The following is a 17,392-nucleotide window of genomic DNA, read 5'->3' as shown; positions in this document are numbered from 1 at the left end:
AGTCTGTTTTTAACAAATATAAGCTTTTTGCCTATCTACAAGTCTGCCCGGAAGTGCAATAAACCAGTGTAGATCAATCCATTTTTACAATGGAAAACTCTCCGGAAAGTGGCCTGAGTGCCTTCATCAAATGCGGAATCAGTCGCTCTCCATACTCTAAATAAAGTTCTGAGAAATTAAGGTTGCGTTCTTGCAGTGATCTATTGGGGAAAAGTTGATTCTGAATATCCGTCATTCTCACTACATGGTCCTGTAACTTCCTTTTTTGCGCCTTCAGCAATCTGGCCTGCAAATTATCCAACCCCTTTAACTGTTTCACCTCCTGAGCTTTAACCGCCCCCAAAAAGGAGGCGTCCGTTTGGGCGGCCAAGTCGTACAATTCCTTGAACTGTTCCTGTAAATATTTTTTTTGGGGTGAAAAATCGATATCAATATTGGATATTTCCCTAATCTTTTTGTTCATAAAACTACTTTGCTTTAAAAAAATATCGGAAAGGGAAATATTCATTCTCCTTAATTTATCCATCTGCTTCCCTGTAATGACCAAGGCCGAATTTCGCAGCAATAATATTGGAAAAGGCACCTTCATTTCCGTAAACATGGGTTTCAATTGCAACCAATACGCCAATTCGCCGCCACCACCTATATAACACAAATTGGGCAAAATCACCTCCTGATAAAGAGGTCTGGTAATGACATTCGGCGAAAATCGCTCAGGATAATTCTCCAATTCCGCAAGAATTTCTTCTTTGCTAAATTCAATTTTAGTATCATTTATATAAAATCTACCATCCTGCTCCACAATCCGCTCACGGACCCCATCGATCAAATAAAAATAATTGATTTCCCTTGGATTGACCTGTATACCATATTTTTCCGGAAGTTGCTGTAGTTGATCTATGGTTTCAACCACCTTATTGTACGTAGCATTTTCCAGCAAATCGCGCTTTACATAAGGTACCAATAAACTCTTTAAGGCCGTATTGTTCCCATCCAAAATAACCAAACCGTGTTCGCCAAAAAGTACATTGGCCAAAAAACGGGTGGCATCCGTAAGGTTATCGTGCTCCAAATATGCCCTACTAAACCATTCCTTAAGTTTACCGGCATTTATACTGTTGCCCATTTCATTGGAAAAAGCCTCTAGGATAGATTCCAGTCCATCGGTTGCCAAAGGCCCTACCGCACCTGAAACATTTTTATTCCATTGTAATTTTTTTCCCTTGAAATTGAAGTAGTTTATTTCATCAAAGTCATGATCTTCGGTCGCCATCCAATAAATAGGCACAAAGTTACTTTCCGGATTGGCCAGCTTCAGTTCTTTGGTCAAATTAATGGTAGATATGATCTTGTACAAGAAATACAATGGCCCGGTAAACAAGTTTAATTGATGCCCTGTTACTACCGTAAATGTAGAGGCTTCCTTAAGGAGCGATATATTCACCCTGGTATCCTCCGAAACATCAACATCCTTATACTGGTTTTTCAGAACCGAATACAGCACTTCACGATGGGCCTTAGGGAAATTTTGCTTGGCTTTGATCTGCTCCGCAAACTGATCTATTTGAGGTGGCCTCCCATAAAATGGGGACAAACATTCCTTCCCATCAAGATAGTCACATATTAAATTGGAAAAATAACCAGTTTTTTTAAAGGGTATACATTCGACTTCCATAGAAATATTGGTAATAGCTGGTAAAGATAAAATTATCCCTTTTTTCAGTTCCTAAAAATACGTTAAGAAGTTTAATATTCACCTTTTTAATATCTTTTTGATAGGCACCCTACCCTATGCTGGATGTGGCAAGTATTATTGAAAGACAACCAATATCACGAATATTCCTTAGATTTGATTCTTGCAAATCAATGGATTAAAATGAAAAAACTGCTACTATCCTTTTTTCTCCTTTCAACCTCCTTGGGTATTTCCCAAAAATTACTATCTCCGTCGGAATTTTTAGGATATGAATTGGGAACAGAATTTACAAGGCACCATCAAGTGGTGGACTATTATAAATATCTGGCCGAAAATGCTTCGGATCGTGTTAAATTGGTGGAATATGGAAAAACCAATGAACGTAGGCCCCTGATCGTTGCCTTTGTTTCTACTTCGGAAAACATGGCAAATTTGGAGAGCATTAGATTGGAGCACATGATGAATACCACGGGCCAGGGATCACCCACCAAGGCCGTCGTTTGGTTAAGTTACAATGTTCACGGCAATGAAAGCGTAAGTTCCGAAGCTTCCATGCAGACCACTTATGAACTTTTGACCAGTAAATCGGCTTATTTGGAAAATACGGTAGTAATCATAGACCCCTGCATTAATCCAGATGGTCGCGATCGATATGTTAACTGGTACAATCAATTCAAAAACACTCCCCACAATATAGACCCCAACAGCAAGGAACACCATGAAGGTTGGCTTAACGGGCGTTCCAACCACTATATGTTCGACCTAAACCGGGATTGGGCATGGCTTACCCAAATTGAGAGTCAACAACGTATAAAAGTTTTCAACCAATGGTTACCACATGTACATGTTGATTTCCATGAACAAGGAGTAAACAACCCCTATTATTTTGCCCCGGCCGCTGAACCCTTTCATGAAGTGGTAACCGATTTTCAACGCGATTTTCAGATTACCATTGGGAAGAACCACGCAAAGTACTTTGATGCCAATGGCTGGTTTTATTTTACAAAAGAAGTTTTTGACCTTTTATATCCCAGTTATGGTGATACCTACCCCACCTATAATGGCGGCATTGGAATGACCTATGAGCAAGGAGGCAGTGGACGTGCCGGACTGGGAGTAAGAACCTTTATTGGGGACACCCTTACCTTACATGACCGTATTGCCCATCATCTTACCACTGGTCTCTCTACCGTGGAAGTAGCTTCCAAAAACACAGAAAAATTAAATAGGGAATTCAAGAAGTTTTATCAGGAAAAAAGTTTCAAATACAAAAGTTACGTAATGAATGGGGATCCCGATAAAATTGATGCTCTTGCGAACCTCCTTAGGTCCCATGAGATTAAATATGGCTGGGCCAAAGAGGGTACTGCCAAAGGCCATCTTTATAGTTCGGGTAAATTGGGCTCCATAAAAACCACCCCATCCAGTTTGGTGGTTTCCAGCGATCAGACCAAAGGCACCCTGGCCCAGGTTCTTTTGGAACCCAGTACAAAGCTAAGTGATTCACTTACCTATGATATAACCGCATGGTCCTTACCTTATGCATACGGCTTGGAGGCTATTGCTTCCCAAGCATTAGTGGAATCTGTACCCTCTGGGGACTGGGAAATTTTCCCTCCCATGTCCGCCAACATCAACCTGGACACCTATGCCTATATAAGCGATTGGTCCAGCATGAAAGACGCCCGTTTTTTAACTGCATTGTTGAATGAAAATATCAGGGTGCGATTTGCTAAAAATCCTTTTCGGGCAGAAGGCAAAAAATTTGACCGGGGGAGCTTGATCATTACCAAAGGCGACAATAAAAACCACAAAGACTTTTTGGAAACCTTGAGTCGCGTTGCGAACAACACTAGGACCATATTGACCCCAGCCAATACCGGATTTGTGGAAAAAGGAAATGATTTTGGTTCCAGCTATGTCCCTATGATTACCGATACCAAAATAGCCATGCTATCCGGAGAACCTGTGAGCACCCTCGAATTTGGGGAAATTTGGCACTTTTTTGAACAACAACTTCACTATCCACTAACTATTTTGGATACCGAATATTACGATGAGGTGGATTTGTCCGAATACGACGTCCTTATACTACCCAACGGTTGGTATAGCCAATTCTTTACCAAGGAGAAACGACAAGAACTAAAGGACTTTGTCTCCAATGGAGGAAAGTTGATTGCCATGGAAGGAGCCATAAAAGGTATAAATGGGGAGAACGGGTTTGCCATAAAGGAAAAGGAAACAAAGAAAGACAGTACAGAGAATATACTCCCATATGAAGATGCGGAACGGGAAAATATTAAAAATGCAATTACCGGAGCCATCTTTAAAACCAAGGTCGACCAAACACATCCCTTGGCATATGGTTATGGCGATCGTTATTTTACCCTTAAATTAAGTGACGATGCCTTTGAAAAATTAGAGACCGGGACCGTGGTCTACTTGGAGAACGCCAATTCAAAGGTTGCAGGCTTTGCTGGTAGCGAGGCAAAGAAAAAAATTGCCAATACAATGGTATTCGGTGTAGAGGAAGTGGGCAAGGGCCAAGTTATTTATATGGTAGACAACCCATTGTTTAGGGGCTTTTGGGAAAATGGAAAACTCTTCTTCGTCAATGCACTTTTTATGGTAAAATAATGCAAGTAGGACCACTTTAGCCCTTTTACCAAACAAGTTCTATTTACTATCGCAACCTTTTAACATATTAATAAAAATCAAAAAAAAACATCTAGTAATTTTACACACCCCTTCCTAACCTAGGCACAAATTTGAATTTTATCCAGATCTTAAAATTGGACCAAAGCGGGCAACCCAATTTTTTGAATGCTTTACCCAAACCATACGATCGGTATAAGAAATAGCAACAACCATAAGATATTGAAACATGAAGAACATTTTTGAGAAAAAAGTAGTAGACGGACTTATAGAAAGAATCAATAAATTAACTCCCAAAAGCAAGGGAATATGGGGCAAAATGAATGTTGCCCAGATGTTGGCCCACTGCAATGTCCCCTATGAAATGGTGTATACCGAAAAGCACCCCAAACCCTACGGACCAATAAAGCTTATGCTTAAACTTTTTGTAAAAAAAACTGTGGTCGGTGAAAAACCTTATAAAAGAAATAGCAGAACTGCTCCAGCCTTCTTAATGGTTGACGAAAGGGATTATGATGATGAAAAGATGCGATTGATAGACCATTTGATCAAAACCCAAGAATTGGGGGAGGATTACTTTCACAATAAGGAGTCACATTCTTTTGGAGCCTTGGGCAAAACGGAATGGAACAATATGTTTTACAAGCATCTCAATCATCATCTGGAACAATTTGGAGTATAGCAAATAAAGGAATATAGCTTTTAGCCACTTAATAAATACCTTCCCAGAGAGCTCTGTATCGTTCCCTGAAAAATGATTTATTATTTGAATATTATTCAATATTTTTACAGATTAATCAAAATACCAATTCCACTATCAATTCCCAATTTTAAATTTCATGAAAAGAATTACAAGTTTCTATCTATTGGCAATCTCCATTTTACTCCTCTCTTGTTCCCAAAAAAACAATAAGTTGGGCGACTTTAAATTGCTGCCACAACTTCAAGAATTTGAAGTGTCCGGTGTTAGTTCAATTTCCCACGATGGCATCCTCAAATTAAAAGCAGAAAACGGGGAAGCAACACCTGTAATCAACAAGGATATTTTAATGCTTGGAGCAGGAGGTAAATATACTTTGATCTACGGGATAGATGACAATCTTGATACTCCTGCCGAAGGTTACACCCTGTCTATTTCCGAGGAACAGATCCATATAAAGGCTAAGGATGAGACCGGATTGTTCTATGCCTTCAAAACCCTGGAACAATTGATGGTAGATGCCAAGGACCAGAAGGTGAACCTGCCACTGTGCCAATTAAAGGATTACCCCCTTTTAGCCTATCGTTCCATACACCTGGATGTAAAACACCATTTGGAAAAAACAGAATACTATTATGAATTGATGGATAAGTTAGCCAGCTACAAGATCAACGGTATTATTTTGGAAGTTGAGGACAAATTGAAATTTAAACGCCAACCTAAAGTTGCTTCCGAAGATGCCTTGAGTATTGAGGAATGGAGAAAGATCAGTGATTACGCCAAGGACCGCCATATAGAAATCAGTCCATTGGTACAGGGTTTGGGACATGCCTCCTTTATTCTAAAGCACCCCGAATACAAGGAGTTAAGAGATAGTCCGGAAAGCGATTGGGCCTTTAATCCACTGGATCCCAAAACTTACGAAGTACAATTTGACCTTTATTTGGACGCAATGGAGGCTTTTCCTTACGGAAGATACCTGCATGTTGGAGGAGACGAGGTACACACTACTGGACGGGGCAGTAAGGAATCTCCTTTAAAACTACAGTTGATGTGGTTGGACAAAGTGTCCAAATTTGCTGAAGAACACGGAAAAATCCCTATTTTTTGGGATGATATGCCTCTAAAACAGGCCGATGTCTACGACCCCATGTTCAAAAAGGAAATGACACAGGAAGAAGTGGATCAGGTTTGGAAGGATAACGAGCACAAGTTATTGGAGTTTCTGGATATCTTCCCTAAGAATTGCATCTATATGCGATGGAACTATAGTTCACCACAAGCCTTGGGGAACATCAAGGCCATGCAATGGTTTACAGACCATGGCATGGAGGTTATGGGTGCCACGGCGGGGCAAACCAGGTGGGTTTTAATGCCTCAGGAAGAAAGTAATATGGAAAACATCCGATCTTTTGCGGTTAGCTCCATAGACAGTGGTCTAAACGGATTGTTATTAACCTTATGGGATGATGATTCACCGCATTTTGAATTGTACATGAGAGGTATCCTGGCCTTCGCTGAATATGCTTGGATAGGTGACAAACGAAATAAGGAGGAAATAAAATCGGCTTTTAGACAAAGGGAATATGGTTACACCATGGCCGATACCAATAAGGCTTTTATCACTGAACTTGAATCCCCAGTGGCCTTTTGGAAAAATGCACTACTTAAAAAGAACCAACGCAATTACCTTCCTAAGATGGAAGACCCCTTGAAAGAGGCCGTTATCGAATTCCCCAACAAAGAAAATATTGGGGCATGGAGCAAGGCCCAGGAGGAACGATTAAAGACTGCCGCCCAAACTTTATCCCTAACCGATAGTATAGCTAAAAAAATAGAGGATGCCCGTGCCCTAGCCTTGAGAAACGATTATAACCTACAAGTATATGCACAGGTAAACAAACTGGTAGGCTTTAGTCCAAAAATATTGCTGGCCCTACAAGATTACGATATGGCGCAAAGTAGGGAAGACATCATAGCCACCGCTTCAAAACTAAAGCAATTGGAGTCGGAATTTGATAGCCTTAGAAAGGAATTGGAAGTGGTATATGGCAAAACCCGTAAATTGAACAAACCGGATAGTTATATTTTAGACCAGGACCATCATGTGCATTTGGCAAATCAATCCTTAAATTTCGATTGGCAATTCTATGCAGAAATGCTGTTCTTTAAAAAGTTGAACCAAGAACTTGAAAAGGAGATTTACATGGAGAATGCAGATTCCCTAAAAAAATAATTTTCCGCCAATATTTACTTCTGTAAAAAAAGGGGTGAAATATCTTGCGCCGATGTTAACAATAATAAGCGTTTAATTAAGTATATTTCGCCTCTAAATCCAATTTGGTAATCGGACTTAAGGAGCGTATATGAAAGAGAAGGAAGCCACCCGAATAAACAAGTTTTTAAGTGAAATGGGATATTGTTCACGTAGGGCCGCGGACAAACTTATTGAGCAGGGACGGGTAACCATTAATGGAAAAGTTCCTGAAATGGGCACCAAGATCACTACGGACGACGAGGTACGTGTAGATGGGGAACTTATTTCCGAACCACAAGAAAAGCCCGTATACATTGCCTTTAACAAACCTATTGGTATTGTCTGTACTACCGATACCAGGGTGGAGAAGGACAATATTATCGACTATATAAATTACCCAAGCAGAATATTCCCAATTGGAAGATTGGATAAACCTAGTGAAGGCTTAATTCTATTGACCAATGACGGGGATATAGTCAATAAAATTTTAAGGGCGAGAAACAATCACCAGAAAGAATATATAGTTACCGTAGATAGGCCCATCACCAAAGCTTTCCTTGAAAAAATGGCCAATGGGGTCCCTATCTTGGACAGGGTAACCCGAAAATGTGAAATTGAGGAAATTGGAAAGTTTCAGTTCCGGATTATTCTAACACAGGGCCTTAACCGCCAGATACGGCGCATGTGCGAGTATCTTGGATATAATGTAACAGCCTTAAAACGGATTAGGATCATGAATATTCAATTGGACGTTCCGGTTGGCAAATGGCGATATCTAACCGAAAAGGAATTGGGTGAAATCAATGAAATGATTTCCGACTCCACAAAGACCCATCACAAGTAAACATAAAAACAACCACCCCTAATTTAATTTTAATAACATGGCTATGAAGATGGAAGAAATAGAAAATATTGAGTTATTGTACTTGAGTGCGGACGACTACCAAGAGCTTAAAACAGCCATGATAGAATCTTACACCACTATGCCGGAATCTTACTGGCGGGAGCATCAAATAGACAATTTAATATCCAAATTTCCAGAGGGACAGGTGGTCATAAAAGTTAATGGCCATATTGCAGGCTGCGCGTTGTCCATTATTCTGGATTACGACAAATTTGAGGATAAGCACACCTACCAACAAATAACCGGAAATTACACTTTTAACACCCATTCCCCGGATGGGGATATACTTTATGGGATAGATGTATTTATAAAACCTGAATACAGGGGCATGCGTTTGGGCAGAAGGTTGTACGACTACAGAAAAGACCTTTGTGAACGCCTAAACCTAAAAGGGGTTGCCTTTGGCGGTAGGATTCCCAATTACCACAAATACATGGATAGTTTATCCCCAAAGGAGTATATAGAGAAAGTAAAGCGTAAGGAAATAAACGACCCTGTTCTTAATTTTCAGATTTCCAACGATTTCCATCCCAGTAAAATTCTAAAAAACTATTTGGATGGTGATTCGGCCTCCAACGACTACGCCGTGCTTTTGGAATGGGACAACATATACTATGAAAAGAAGAACAAAAAGGCTAGTGTCGTAAAAAAGGTGGTACGGGTCGGACTCATACAATGGCAAATGAGACCCTATAAAAATTTGGATGATGTATTACAACAAGCAGAGTATTTTATAGATGCGGTTTCGGGTTATCGCTCAGACTTTGCCCTGTTCCCCGAATTCTTTAATGCTCCCTTAATGGCAGAGAACAATCATTTGTCCGAATCCGCTGCCATCCGGGAATTGGCAAAGCACACCTCCACCATTGTCCAACGATTTTCGGAACTGGCCATTTCCTACAATATCAATATCATATCAGGGAGTATGCCAGAAATAAAGGATGAAAGTCTTTACAATGTTGGGTATATCTGCAAAAGGGACGGTACCAAGGAGCGATATGAAAAGCTCCATGTAACCCCGGATGAGGCTAAAGTATGGGGCATGCAGGGAGGTAACGAACTAAAGGTATTTGACACGGATTGCGGAAAGATAGGTGTCTTGATCTGCTACGACTCCGAATTTCCGGAATTAAGTAGATTATTGGCAGACGAAGGAATGGATATTTTATTTGTCCCCTACCTTACCGATACGCAAAATGGCTTTTCCAGGGTACGGAATTGTGCCCAGGCAAGAGCCATTGAAAATGAGTGTTATGTGGCCATTGCAGGAAGTGTGGGCAACTTGCCCAAAGTACACAATATGGATATACAATATGCCCAATCCATGGTGTTCACCCCCTGCGACTTTGCTTTCCCTGCCAATGGGATAAAGGCCGAAGCCACACCAAACACGGAAATGATACTTATTGTTGACCTGGATATAGATTTATTAAGGGAACTCAACCAATTTGGCAGCGTTAGAAATCTAAAAGATAGAAGAAAGGACATTTTTGAGGTGCGCAGAAAGAACTAAAACATGACCCCCACATAAAAGACCTTAAAGTATGCCGATCAACACATAGGGGCCAGGTACCTACTACGGCCAAATTGTGCTGGGATAATCATTAGGGCGAAGGCTCTTTCAATAGGTTGGTTGATTTAATTCTTGTCTCCCAAAAGCAACAATGCAAGCAAATTTGCCATGTACCTACACCGATTTCCCCCACAAAAATTGGCTTTAAATGCACCGCTAACTCTGTGGGCATGTAAGACCAAACTCCAAAAGAAAGGGTTCAACACCTAGGGCCAACTAAAATTTAAACAAAATTTTCATAGGGTATTTCATTAAAAATCACTAACTTAGAAAGACGTATCGTTCATTGATATAAGTAATAGGCACTTAGCTTGTATTTACCTTTGCCAACCTACACCAACTACTATTTAAATTTATTGCGATTACCTCTGAACGACCTGTACCATAAAATTTAAACAGATGAAACTCAAAAAAAATCCCATTGTAAAAACACCCCTTATAGCTGCAATATCAATTTTATTGTTCTTTGGGGCAATGCCCTCCGTTTCGGCGGCCTTCCCGTACCAAGATACACAGGAGCAGGAAAGTTCCTTTAACCAATACCAAGGTAAAATTATTGATAGTGAAACCAAACATCCATTGGTCTTTGCCACCCTTTCCATTGAAAACACGAACATTAGTACCGTCAGTAATACCGAAGGTTATTTTTCATTAAAAGTTCCCAAAGATATTAGCGAGGGACAGGTTATCGTTTCCTTTTTAGGATATAGGACCAAAACAATACCCTTAAGCCAGTTGAAGGAAAATAAAAATGAAATTGCCCTGGATGTAAGCTTCACGGAATTATCAGAAGTAAGCCTTGCCGTACCGAAAGACGCAAAGGCCTTGGTTAAGGAGACCTTGCTCCGAAGAGGTGACAATTATTTTGACGACCCCACCTTAATGACTGCCTTTTACAGGGAAACCATTAAAAAAAGAAGGAAAAATGTATCCCTCTCAGAAGCCGTTGTCAATATTTACAAATCTCCCTACAATTCCGATCGTAAGGATGCATTACAACTGTACAAGGCCAGAAAAAGTACAGATTATGACAAATTGGATACCTTGGCCATTAAACTTCAAGGAGGACCTTTCAATACCCTCTTTGTGGATATGATCAAATACCCGCAATATATCTTTACGGAAGACACATTTGATGATTACAACTTTAGCTTTGAAAATTCCACCAAAGTCAACGACATACTTATCTTCGTTATAAATTTTAAACAAAAGGAATCTATCACAGACCCCTTATACCAAGGTAAATTGTACATAGATGCCGATAAAAAAATTCTTACCAGCGCCATTTATTCCCTAAACATTACGGATAGGGAAAAGGCTGCCAAAATGTTCGTTCGTAAAAAGCCTGCCCATGCCAATGTTTGGCCAACGGATATTGCCTACCGTGTGGATTACAGGGAAAAAAACGGAAAATGGTATTACGGATACAGCAACGTTCTATTGGAATTCAAGATAAATTGGGACGATCGACTTTTCAATTCGATCTATAGCATGACCTGTGAAATGGCCATTACCGACTGGGAGAAGAACACCACAGGTGAATCGCCCAAATATAAGGACCGGATTAAATCTTCCATAATTTTGGAGGACGAGGCCATTGGATTTTCAGATCCAGATTTTTGGGGGGAATACAATATCATCGAACCTGAAAAATCCATAGAATCCGCTATCAGGAAAATACAGAGACAACTAAGAAGGTCCAAGTCCAAAGAAGACTCCTCCTCCTTGGGCATGTAATTTTTTTATTTGAACAATAAAGTCCGTCAGGTTATTGGCGGACTTTTTTATGCGATTATTTATATCTTTAGGTGTCATAAAATATGATTAATGAAAAAAAGGAGACAGTTCTTTAAAACGGCCCTCGGGGCCGGGATAGCAACCATGGTGCCTGCAACAATATTTGCCAATCCTCTTGAAAAACAATCGCCCCCCACAAACCTAAAGCCCAGAGCATTGAAAAAGGGGGATACTATTGGACTTATTGCCCCTGGTTATGCCATAAAACCCGAAGTTTTGGTGGAGGCCAAAGCAACTTTGGAAAAAATGGGATTTAAACCTTTCCATACGGATCGCATACATGGAAACCATGGCTACTTTAGCAACACGGATAGGGAAAGGGTAGCAGATCTCAACGAAATGTTTGCCAATAAAAAGGTAGATGGAATACTTTGCGCACGTGGCGGATACGGATGTACCAGGATTATGCATTTAATCGATTATGAGTTAATTGGCAAGAACCCCAAAGCTTTAATTGGTTTTAGCGACATAACGGCCCTTTTAAATGGTATACATCAAGAAACTGGACTTATCACGTTTCACGGGCCCGTTGGCAGCACCCTTAACGACCCCTATAGTATTGAGCAACTGCAAAATGTGGTAATGAAATCCAAAGATTTGCCACCCATTATTAACAATGTGGAAATATCAGATCTTGAAGAATATAGCAAGCCCGAATATGACAGGTATTGCATTCATCCAGGTATTGTAACGGGAAAATTGGTTGGGGGTAGTTTAACCTTGGTAAATGCCCTCATAGGTACTCCCCATGAAATTGATTTTACAGACGCCATAGTCTTTCTTGAAGATATTGAAGAAGCTCCCTATCGCGTAGACAGGATGCTGACCCAATTAATGCAGGGCAAGACCTTTAATAAGGCGGCAGGAATAGCCTTGGGCGTATTTAAAGGCTGCGATAGTGTTCCCAATCCCAAATCATTTACGCTTAGGGAAGTTATATTGGACAGAATTAAACCCTTGGGAATACCTGCCGTATATGGCATGACCTTTGGCCATATAGAAAATAATTTTACACTCCCCATAGGAATTAATGCAAAATTGGATACCGGGAAAATGACATTACAACTATTGGAAAAGGCGGTCCGATAAATATTAACCCCACAGATTACCCAACTGGAAATATTCCATAAAGCTAAATACCTCAAAAAACTAAGGAAAACATCTTAGGCCTGGCTGCTTCTAAGTAAACTACCTCGGGGCAAGCCTGCGAGGCATTCGTAGGAAACGAACTTTAATTTTCGAGGCAAGCCATCATTGGTTAGTTGGCCACCTCACTAATAAACTTCAGTCTGTACAACCTAAGTTCCTCATCCTCATATTCCCCATCAAATTCCTTTAAGGCCACTTCAAGATCGTCCGTATTGGCGTCCAAGAAATAATCATGGATTTCCTCTTGCTGATCCTCATCCAAAATCTCATCTATCCAGTAGGCGATATTTAATTTGGTACCACTAAAGACAATTTGTTCCATCTCCTTGATCAATTCGTTCAATTCCAGCCCCTTGGCCGAAGCAATATCATCCAACGGCAATTTTCTATCTACGTTTTGAATGATATAAAGCTTAAGGGAGGAATTGGCACCTGTACTTTTAACGATCAGATCATCGGGTCTTAAAATGTTGTTATCCTGAACATAGGCGGCAATTTGATCTACAAAGGGCTTCCCGTATTTTTTTGCCTTCCCTTCCCCAACGCCATAGATATTGACCAATTCATCCAAGGATATTGGATATTTAAGCGCCATGTCGTCCAGGGACGGATCTTGAAATACAACAAATGGCGGAACCCCCAATTTATGGGCTTCCTTTTTTCTCAAATCTTTTAGAATCTTCAATAAATTATTATCTGCTACCCCTCCTGAAGATTTGGCGGCACTTACAATAGCATCATCGGTCTCTTTGTTGTAAACATGATCCATTGTCATCATAAATGATGTTGGATTCTCTACAAACTCTTTCCCTAGCGGGGTTACATGCAAAATTCCGTATTGTTCAATTTCCTTTCTAAGCAAACCAGCAACCAAGGTCTGCCGGATCAAAGCCATCCAATAGCCTTTATCCTTATCTTTTCCAATACCAAAGAATTCCTTTTCATCGGTCTTGTGAGAGGATATCAAAGCATTGACCTTCCCTATCAAGGCCCTAACCACCTCTTTGGACTTGAATTTTTCACTGGTGCCCATAACCACTTTTATGAGCTTAACCACGTCGGCCTTCGCCTCCTGTTTTTCCTTGGGATTCCTAGTATTGTCGTCCATTTCGGCACCCTCACCGTTTACCTCGTCAAATTCCTCCCCAAAATAATGCAGAATAAATTTTCTTCGTGACATTGAAGTTTCGGCATAACCTACTATTTCCTGTAGCAGGGCGTTTCCAATCTCTTGTTCCGCCACAGGTTTACCGGACATAAATTTTTCCAGTTTTTCCACATCCTTATAGGAGTAGAAAGCAAGGCAATGTCCTTCTCCCCCATCCCTACCGGCCCTACCGGTTTCCTGATAATAACTCTCTATACTCTTGGGGATATCGTGATGGATTACAAAGCGCACATCGGGTTTATCGATTCCCATCCCGAATGCTATGGTGGCTACCACTACATCAACATCCTCCATAAGGAACATGTCTTGGTGCTTGGACCTGGTCTTACCATCCAATCCTGCATGATAGGGTACCGCACTAACTCCGTTCACTTGCAATACTTGGGCCAACTCTTCAACACGTTTCCTACTAAGACAATAGATAATGCCCGACTTACCAACATTTTGTTTTATAAAACGAATGATGTCACTATCAACATTTTGGGTTTTCGGCCTTACTTCATAATAAAGGTTGGGTCTATTGAAGCTTGCCTTGAACACCTTGGCATCCGTTATTCCCAAATTCTTAATGATATCTTCCTGTACTTTAGGAGTCGCGGTAGCAGTTAGGGCTATTAAGGGAATATTATCCCCCAACCTGCCCACTATAGATTTAAGATTTCGGTACTCCGGCCTAAAATCGTGTCCCCATTCCGATATACAATGAGCCTCGTCCACCGCTACAAAAGATATCGTTTCGCCTTGTAAAAAATCCACATATTCCTCTTTGGTCAAGGATTCGGGAGCCACATATAAAAGCTTGGTTATCCCGCTGCTTACATCACTTTTCACCTGTTTGATCTCTGTCTTTGTCAAGGAGGAGTTCAAAACATGGGCCACTCCTATCTCGTTGGACACCCCCCTAATGGCATCTACCTGATTTTTCATCAGGGCGATCAAGGGAGATACCACAATGGCCGTACCTTCCTGCATTAATGCCGGTAATTGGTAACAAAGTGATTTTCCACCACCTGTGGGCATTATTACAAAGGTATTTTTACCTTGTACAATATTCTTAACAACATTTTCTTGTAAACCTTTGAATTGGGAGAATCCAAAATATTTTTTTAGAGAGGCATGTAAATCAATCTCATTTATACCCATACCGTACTTCACCATTATTAATATTATATATTGGCGCCAACGCCAAAAGTGAAATTCCTTAAGTTAAGGAATTTTTGTCTTTTAAATAAGTATTTATTTGAAATATATTTGTTCAAATTTAAAATATTCTATAAACTTAAGTTTATGTAATTTTGTAAAATAAAGATAAGACTTTCTTTTAGGAAAATCATCACATAATTTTAATTTACTTTGAGCGACACCAAAGCTATATTGGCCATAGCAAAGAAAACCATAGATAATGAGGCCGAGGCAATATCCTATTTAGCAACCCTCCTAAATGAAGATTTTTCCAATGCGGTGGAATGCATCAGACATTCCAAAGGTAGGGTCATAATTTCCGGAATAGGAAAAAGTGCCCTAATCGCTTCCAAAATTGTTGCCACTTTAAATTCCACCGGTACCCCATCCATATTTATGCACGCCGCGGACGCCATACACGGTGATCTTGGAACCGTACAGAAAGAGGATGTGGTTATCTGCATATCCAAAAGCGGCAATACTGCGGAAATTAAGATGCTGGTGCCTTTGATAAAGCGGGGCAAGAACAAATTAATAGGAATGACAGGGAATCCCGATTCCTTTTTGGCGGCACAGGCAGACTATATCCTAAATACATATGTTGAAAAAGAGGCCTGTCCCAACAATCTCGCACCAACTACCAGCACAACTGCCCAGTTGGTCATAGGGGATGCCCTCGCAATTTGCCTATTGGAACTTAAGGGATTCAGCAGTAAGGACTTTGCAAAATACCACCCCGGAGGTGCCCTTGGAAAGAAATTATATTTAAGGGTGGGCGATATTGCCAGCAATAATCAGATTCCTCAGGTACGTACCGATAGTGATGTAAAATCTGTGATTGTAGAGATATCCGAAAAAATGCTGGGTGCTGCGGCCGTATTGGAAAACCAAAAAATTGTAGGAATAATCACGGACGGAGACATTAGGCGCATGCTCAACAAATATGACAATATCTATGGCTTAACCGCCAAGGATATCATGAGCGTCACCCCAAAGACAATACCCTCCGATGTCCTAGCGGTAAAGGCCCTGGAAACAATGCAGGCCAATAATATATCACAAATATTGGTCGTTGATGGAGAGAATTACAAAGGAATAGTACATTTGCACAATTTAATTAAAGAAGGAATACTGTAATGGCAAAAAATACTAAGACTCCAAATGAAATGTCGTTCCTAGACCATTTGGAAGAATTGAGATGGCATTTAATACGATCAACCTTGGCCATTGTTATTATAGGGGGGGTGGCCTTTTTAATGAAGGGCTTTATTTTTGATACGGTCATCTTTGGACCTATGATGCCAGATTTTCCAACCTATCACGTTTTTTGTGATTTTTCCAAGATGCTGGGTTTTAGCGAGGCATTTTGCAATACAGAACCGGAATTTACGGTACAGAGTAGGCAAATGTCCGAACAATTCTCCGCACACATCTGGACTTCCATTTGGGCAGGTTTCATTATTGGATTCCCCTATGTGCTCTATGAATTATGGAAGTTTATTGCTCCAGGTCTATACGACAATGAGCGTCAGAATGCACGGGGATTTATCTTTATAGCCTCCTCTCTTTTCTTTATGGGGGTATTGTTCGGATACTACGTGGTAGCTCCATTATCCATAAACTTTTTAGGTGGCTATTCCATTAGTGACTCTGTGGTTAGGGAAATAGATTTGGTTTCCTATATAGCTACCGTAAGAGCAGCGGTAATTGCTTGCGGTCTAATATTTGAACTGCCCATTATCATCTATTTCCTGACCAAAATAGGCTTGGTTACCCCAGAAATACTTCGGAAATACAGAAAAATAGCACTCGTAGTGGTACTTATCATATCTGCAGTAATTACCCCTCCGGACGTGGCCAGCCAGATAATTGTGGCAGTTCCCATTTTCATCCTATACCAAATAAGTATATATATTTCCAAGGTCGTATTGAAAAAAGAGGCCAAAAAACAGAAGAAGAATGTCAAATCAAGTTAAGGAATTTAATGACTATCGTTCCAAAATGAACGAAAAGCTCCTGGCGGACAACAACAAGATCATAAAAAGAATCTTTAACTTGGACACCAATGCCTACGCCGCCGGTGCCCTGGACGTAAAGACCAAGGAGTTGTTGGGATTGGTTGCCTCCGCTGTGCTGCGCTGTGATGATTGTGTAAAATACCATCTGGAAAGCTCCTATAACGAAGGTGCCAGCAAGGAAGAAGTCATGGAAACTTTGGGCATAGCCACCCTTGTTGGTGGCACCATAGTAGTTCCCCATTTGAGAAGGGCCTATGAATATTGGGAGGAACTGGAAAAACAAGAAGGTTAAA

At 40.5% G+C, this 17,392-nt stretch carries 12 protein-coding genes; 10 read left to right on the top strand and 2 right to left on the bottom strand.

Going from position 1 to position 17,392, the window contains the following annotated elements; genetic code table 11:
- Positions 1-73: 73 nt before the first annotated feature.
- Positions 74-1,675: a bacillithiol biosynthesis cysteine-adding enzyme BshC gene (gene bshC, locus QSE00_RS06425; RefSeq protein WP_286105341.1), complete on the bottom strand. Its 1,602-nt coding sequence runs from the start codon at positions 1,673-1,675 to the stop codon at positions 74-76.
- Between the two features lie 201 nt (positions 1,676-1,876).
- Between bshC and QSE00_RS06420 the strand changes: the two genes are divergently transcribed.
- The 7 genes from QSE00_RS06420 to QSE00_RS06390 all read left to right on the top strand — a co-directional run bounded on the left by QSE00_RS06420 (position 1,877) and on the right by QSE00_RS06390 (position 12,671).
- Positions 1,877-4,333 (top strand): M14 family metallopeptidase, encoded by a 2,457-nt coding sequence (locus QSE00_RS06420; protein WP_110357836.1) that lies wholly within the window; start codon positions 1,877-1,879, stop codon positions 4,331-4,333.
- A 247-nt stretch (positions 4,334-4,580) separates the two neighbouring features.
- Complete coding sequence (locus tag QSE00_RS06415) at positions 4,581-5,033, top strand: DUF1569 domain-containing protein (RefSeq protein WP_286105340.1); 453 nt, start codon at positions 4,581-4,583, stop codon at positions 5,031-5,033.
- Positions 5,034-5,190: 157 nt separating this feature from the next.
- Positions 5,191-7,287, top strand: a complete 2,097-nt coding sequence (locus QSE00_RS06410) for a beta-N-acetylhexosaminidase (protein WP_286105339.1) — start codon at positions 5,191-5,193, stop codon at positions 7,285-7,287.
- 130 nt (positions 7,288-7,417) lie between these two features.
- On the top strand, positions 7,418-8,152 hold the full coding sequence (rluF, locus tag QSE00_RS06405) for a 23S rRNA pseudouridine(2604) synthase RluF (RefSeq protein ID WP_110357839.1): 735 nt from the start codon (positions 7,418-7,420) through the stop codon (positions 8,150-8,152).
- Positions 8,153-8,195: 43 nt separating this feature from the next.
- Positions 8,196-9,725, top strand: a complete 1,530-nt coding sequence (locus QSE00_RS06400) for a carbon-nitrogen hydrolase family protein (RefSeq protein ID WP_286105337.1) — start codon at positions 8,196-8,198, stop codon at positions 9,723-9,725.
- Positions 9,726-10,184: 459 nt separating this feature from the next.
- The gene (locus tag QSE00_RS06395) at positions 10,185-11,522 is read left to right on the top strand and encodes a carboxypeptidase-like regulatory domain-containing protein (RefSeq protein WP_110357840.1); all 1,338 of its coding nucleotides are present in this window, start codon (positions 10,185-10,187) and stop codon (positions 11,520-11,522) included.
- Positions 11,523-11,612: 90 nt separating this feature from the next.
- Positions 11,613-12,671, top strand: a complete 1,059-nt coding sequence (locus QSE00_RS06390; RefSeq protein WP_286105336.1) for a S66 peptidase family protein — start codon at positions 11,613-11,615, stop codon at positions 12,669-12,671.
- Between the two features lie 169 nt (positions 12,672-12,840).
- Here QSE00_RS06390 and recQ read toward each other — a convergent pair whose 3' ends face one another.
- Entirely contained in the window at positions 12,841-15,042 is a 2,202-nt protein-coding gene (gene recQ, locus QSE00_RS06385) for a DNA helicase RecQ (protein WP_286105418.1), read from the bottom strand.
- A gap of 210 nt (positions 15,043-15,252) precedes the next feature.
- On the opposite strand from recQ, the gene QSE00_RS06380 reads away from it, so the two are divergent.
- The 3 genes from QSE00_RS06380 to QSE00_RS06370 are packed head-to-tail and all read left to right on the top strand — an operon-like array spanning position 15,253 to position 17,391.
- A complete protein-coding gene (locus QSE00_RS06380) occupies positions 15,253-16,218 on the top strand; it encodes a KpsF/GutQ family sugar-phosphate isomerase (protein ID WP_286105335.1) in 966 nt (321 codons plus the stop codon).
- The gene (gene tatC / locus QSE00_RS06375; protein WP_286105334.1) at positions 16,218-17,057 is read left to right on the top strand and encodes a twin-arginine translocase subunit TatC; all 840 of its coding nucleotides are present in this window, start codon (positions 16,218-16,220) and stop codon (positions 17,055-17,057) included. Before QSE00_RS06380 ends, tatC begins: the two co-directional genes overlap by 1 nt.
- The gene (locus QSE00_RS06370; protein WP_031442895.1) at positions 17,041-17,391 is read left to right on the top strand and encodes a carboxymuconolactone decarboxylase family protein; all 351 of its coding nucleotides are present in this window, start codon (positions 17,041-17,043) and stop codon (positions 17,389-17,391) included. The genes tatC and QSE00_RS06370 overlap by 17 nt, the downstream gene beginning before the upstream one ends.
- The last annotated feature ends 1 nt before the right edge of the window (position 17,392 follow it).

The organism is Arenibacter flavimaris, assembly GCF_030291335.1.
Taxonomy (GTDB): domain Bacteria; phylum Bacteroidota; class Bacteroidia; order Flavobacteriales; family Flavobacteriaceae; genus Arenibacter.
Note: the sequence above shows the minus strand (reverse complement) of the source record. Positions and strands in the feature narration are given on the sequence as shown.

Coding starts and splice junctions, on each gene's coding strand:
- rluF (WP_110357839.1), top strand. CDS start 7,418: ATGAAAGAGAAGGAAGCCACCCGAATAAACAAGTTTTTAAGTGAAATG.
- QSE00_RS06370 (WP_031442895.1), top strand. CDS start 17,041: ATGTCAAATCAAGTTAAGGAATTTAATGACTATCGTTCCAAAATGAAC.
- QSE00_RS06415 (WP_286105340.1), top strand. CDS start 4,581: ATGAAGAACATTTTTGAGAAAAAAGTAGTAGACGGACTTATAGAAAGA.
- QSE00_RS06410 (WP_286105339.1), top strand. CDS start 5,191: ATGAAAAGAATTACAAGTTTCTATCTATTGGCAATCTCCATTTTACTC.
- QSE00_RS06420 (WP_110357836.1), top strand. CDS start 1,877: ATGAAAAAACTGCTACTATCCTTTTTTCTCCTTTCAACCTCCTTGGGT.
- tatC (WP_286105334.1), top strand. CDS start 16,218: ATGGCAAAAAATACTAAGACTCCAAATGAAATGTCGTTCCTAGACCAT.
- recQ (WP_286105418.1), bottom strand. CDS start 15,042: ATGGGTATAAATGAGATTGATTTACATGCCTCTCTAAAAAAATATTTT.
- bshC (WP_286105341.1), bottom strand. CDS start 1,675: ATGGAAGTCGAATGTATACCCTTTAAAAAAACTGGTTATTTTTCCAAT.
- QSE00_RS06390 (WP_286105336.1), top strand. CDS start 11,613: ATGAAAAAAAGGAGACAGTTCTTTAAAACGGCCCTCGGGGCCGGGATA.
- QSE00_RS06400 (WP_286105337.1), top strand. CDS start 8,196: ATGAAGATGGAAGAAATAGAAAATATTGAGTTATTGTACTTGAGTGCG.
- QSE00_RS06395 (WP_110357840.1), top strand. CDS start 10,185: ATGAAACTCAAAAAAAATCCCATTGTAAAAACACCCCTTATAGCTGCA.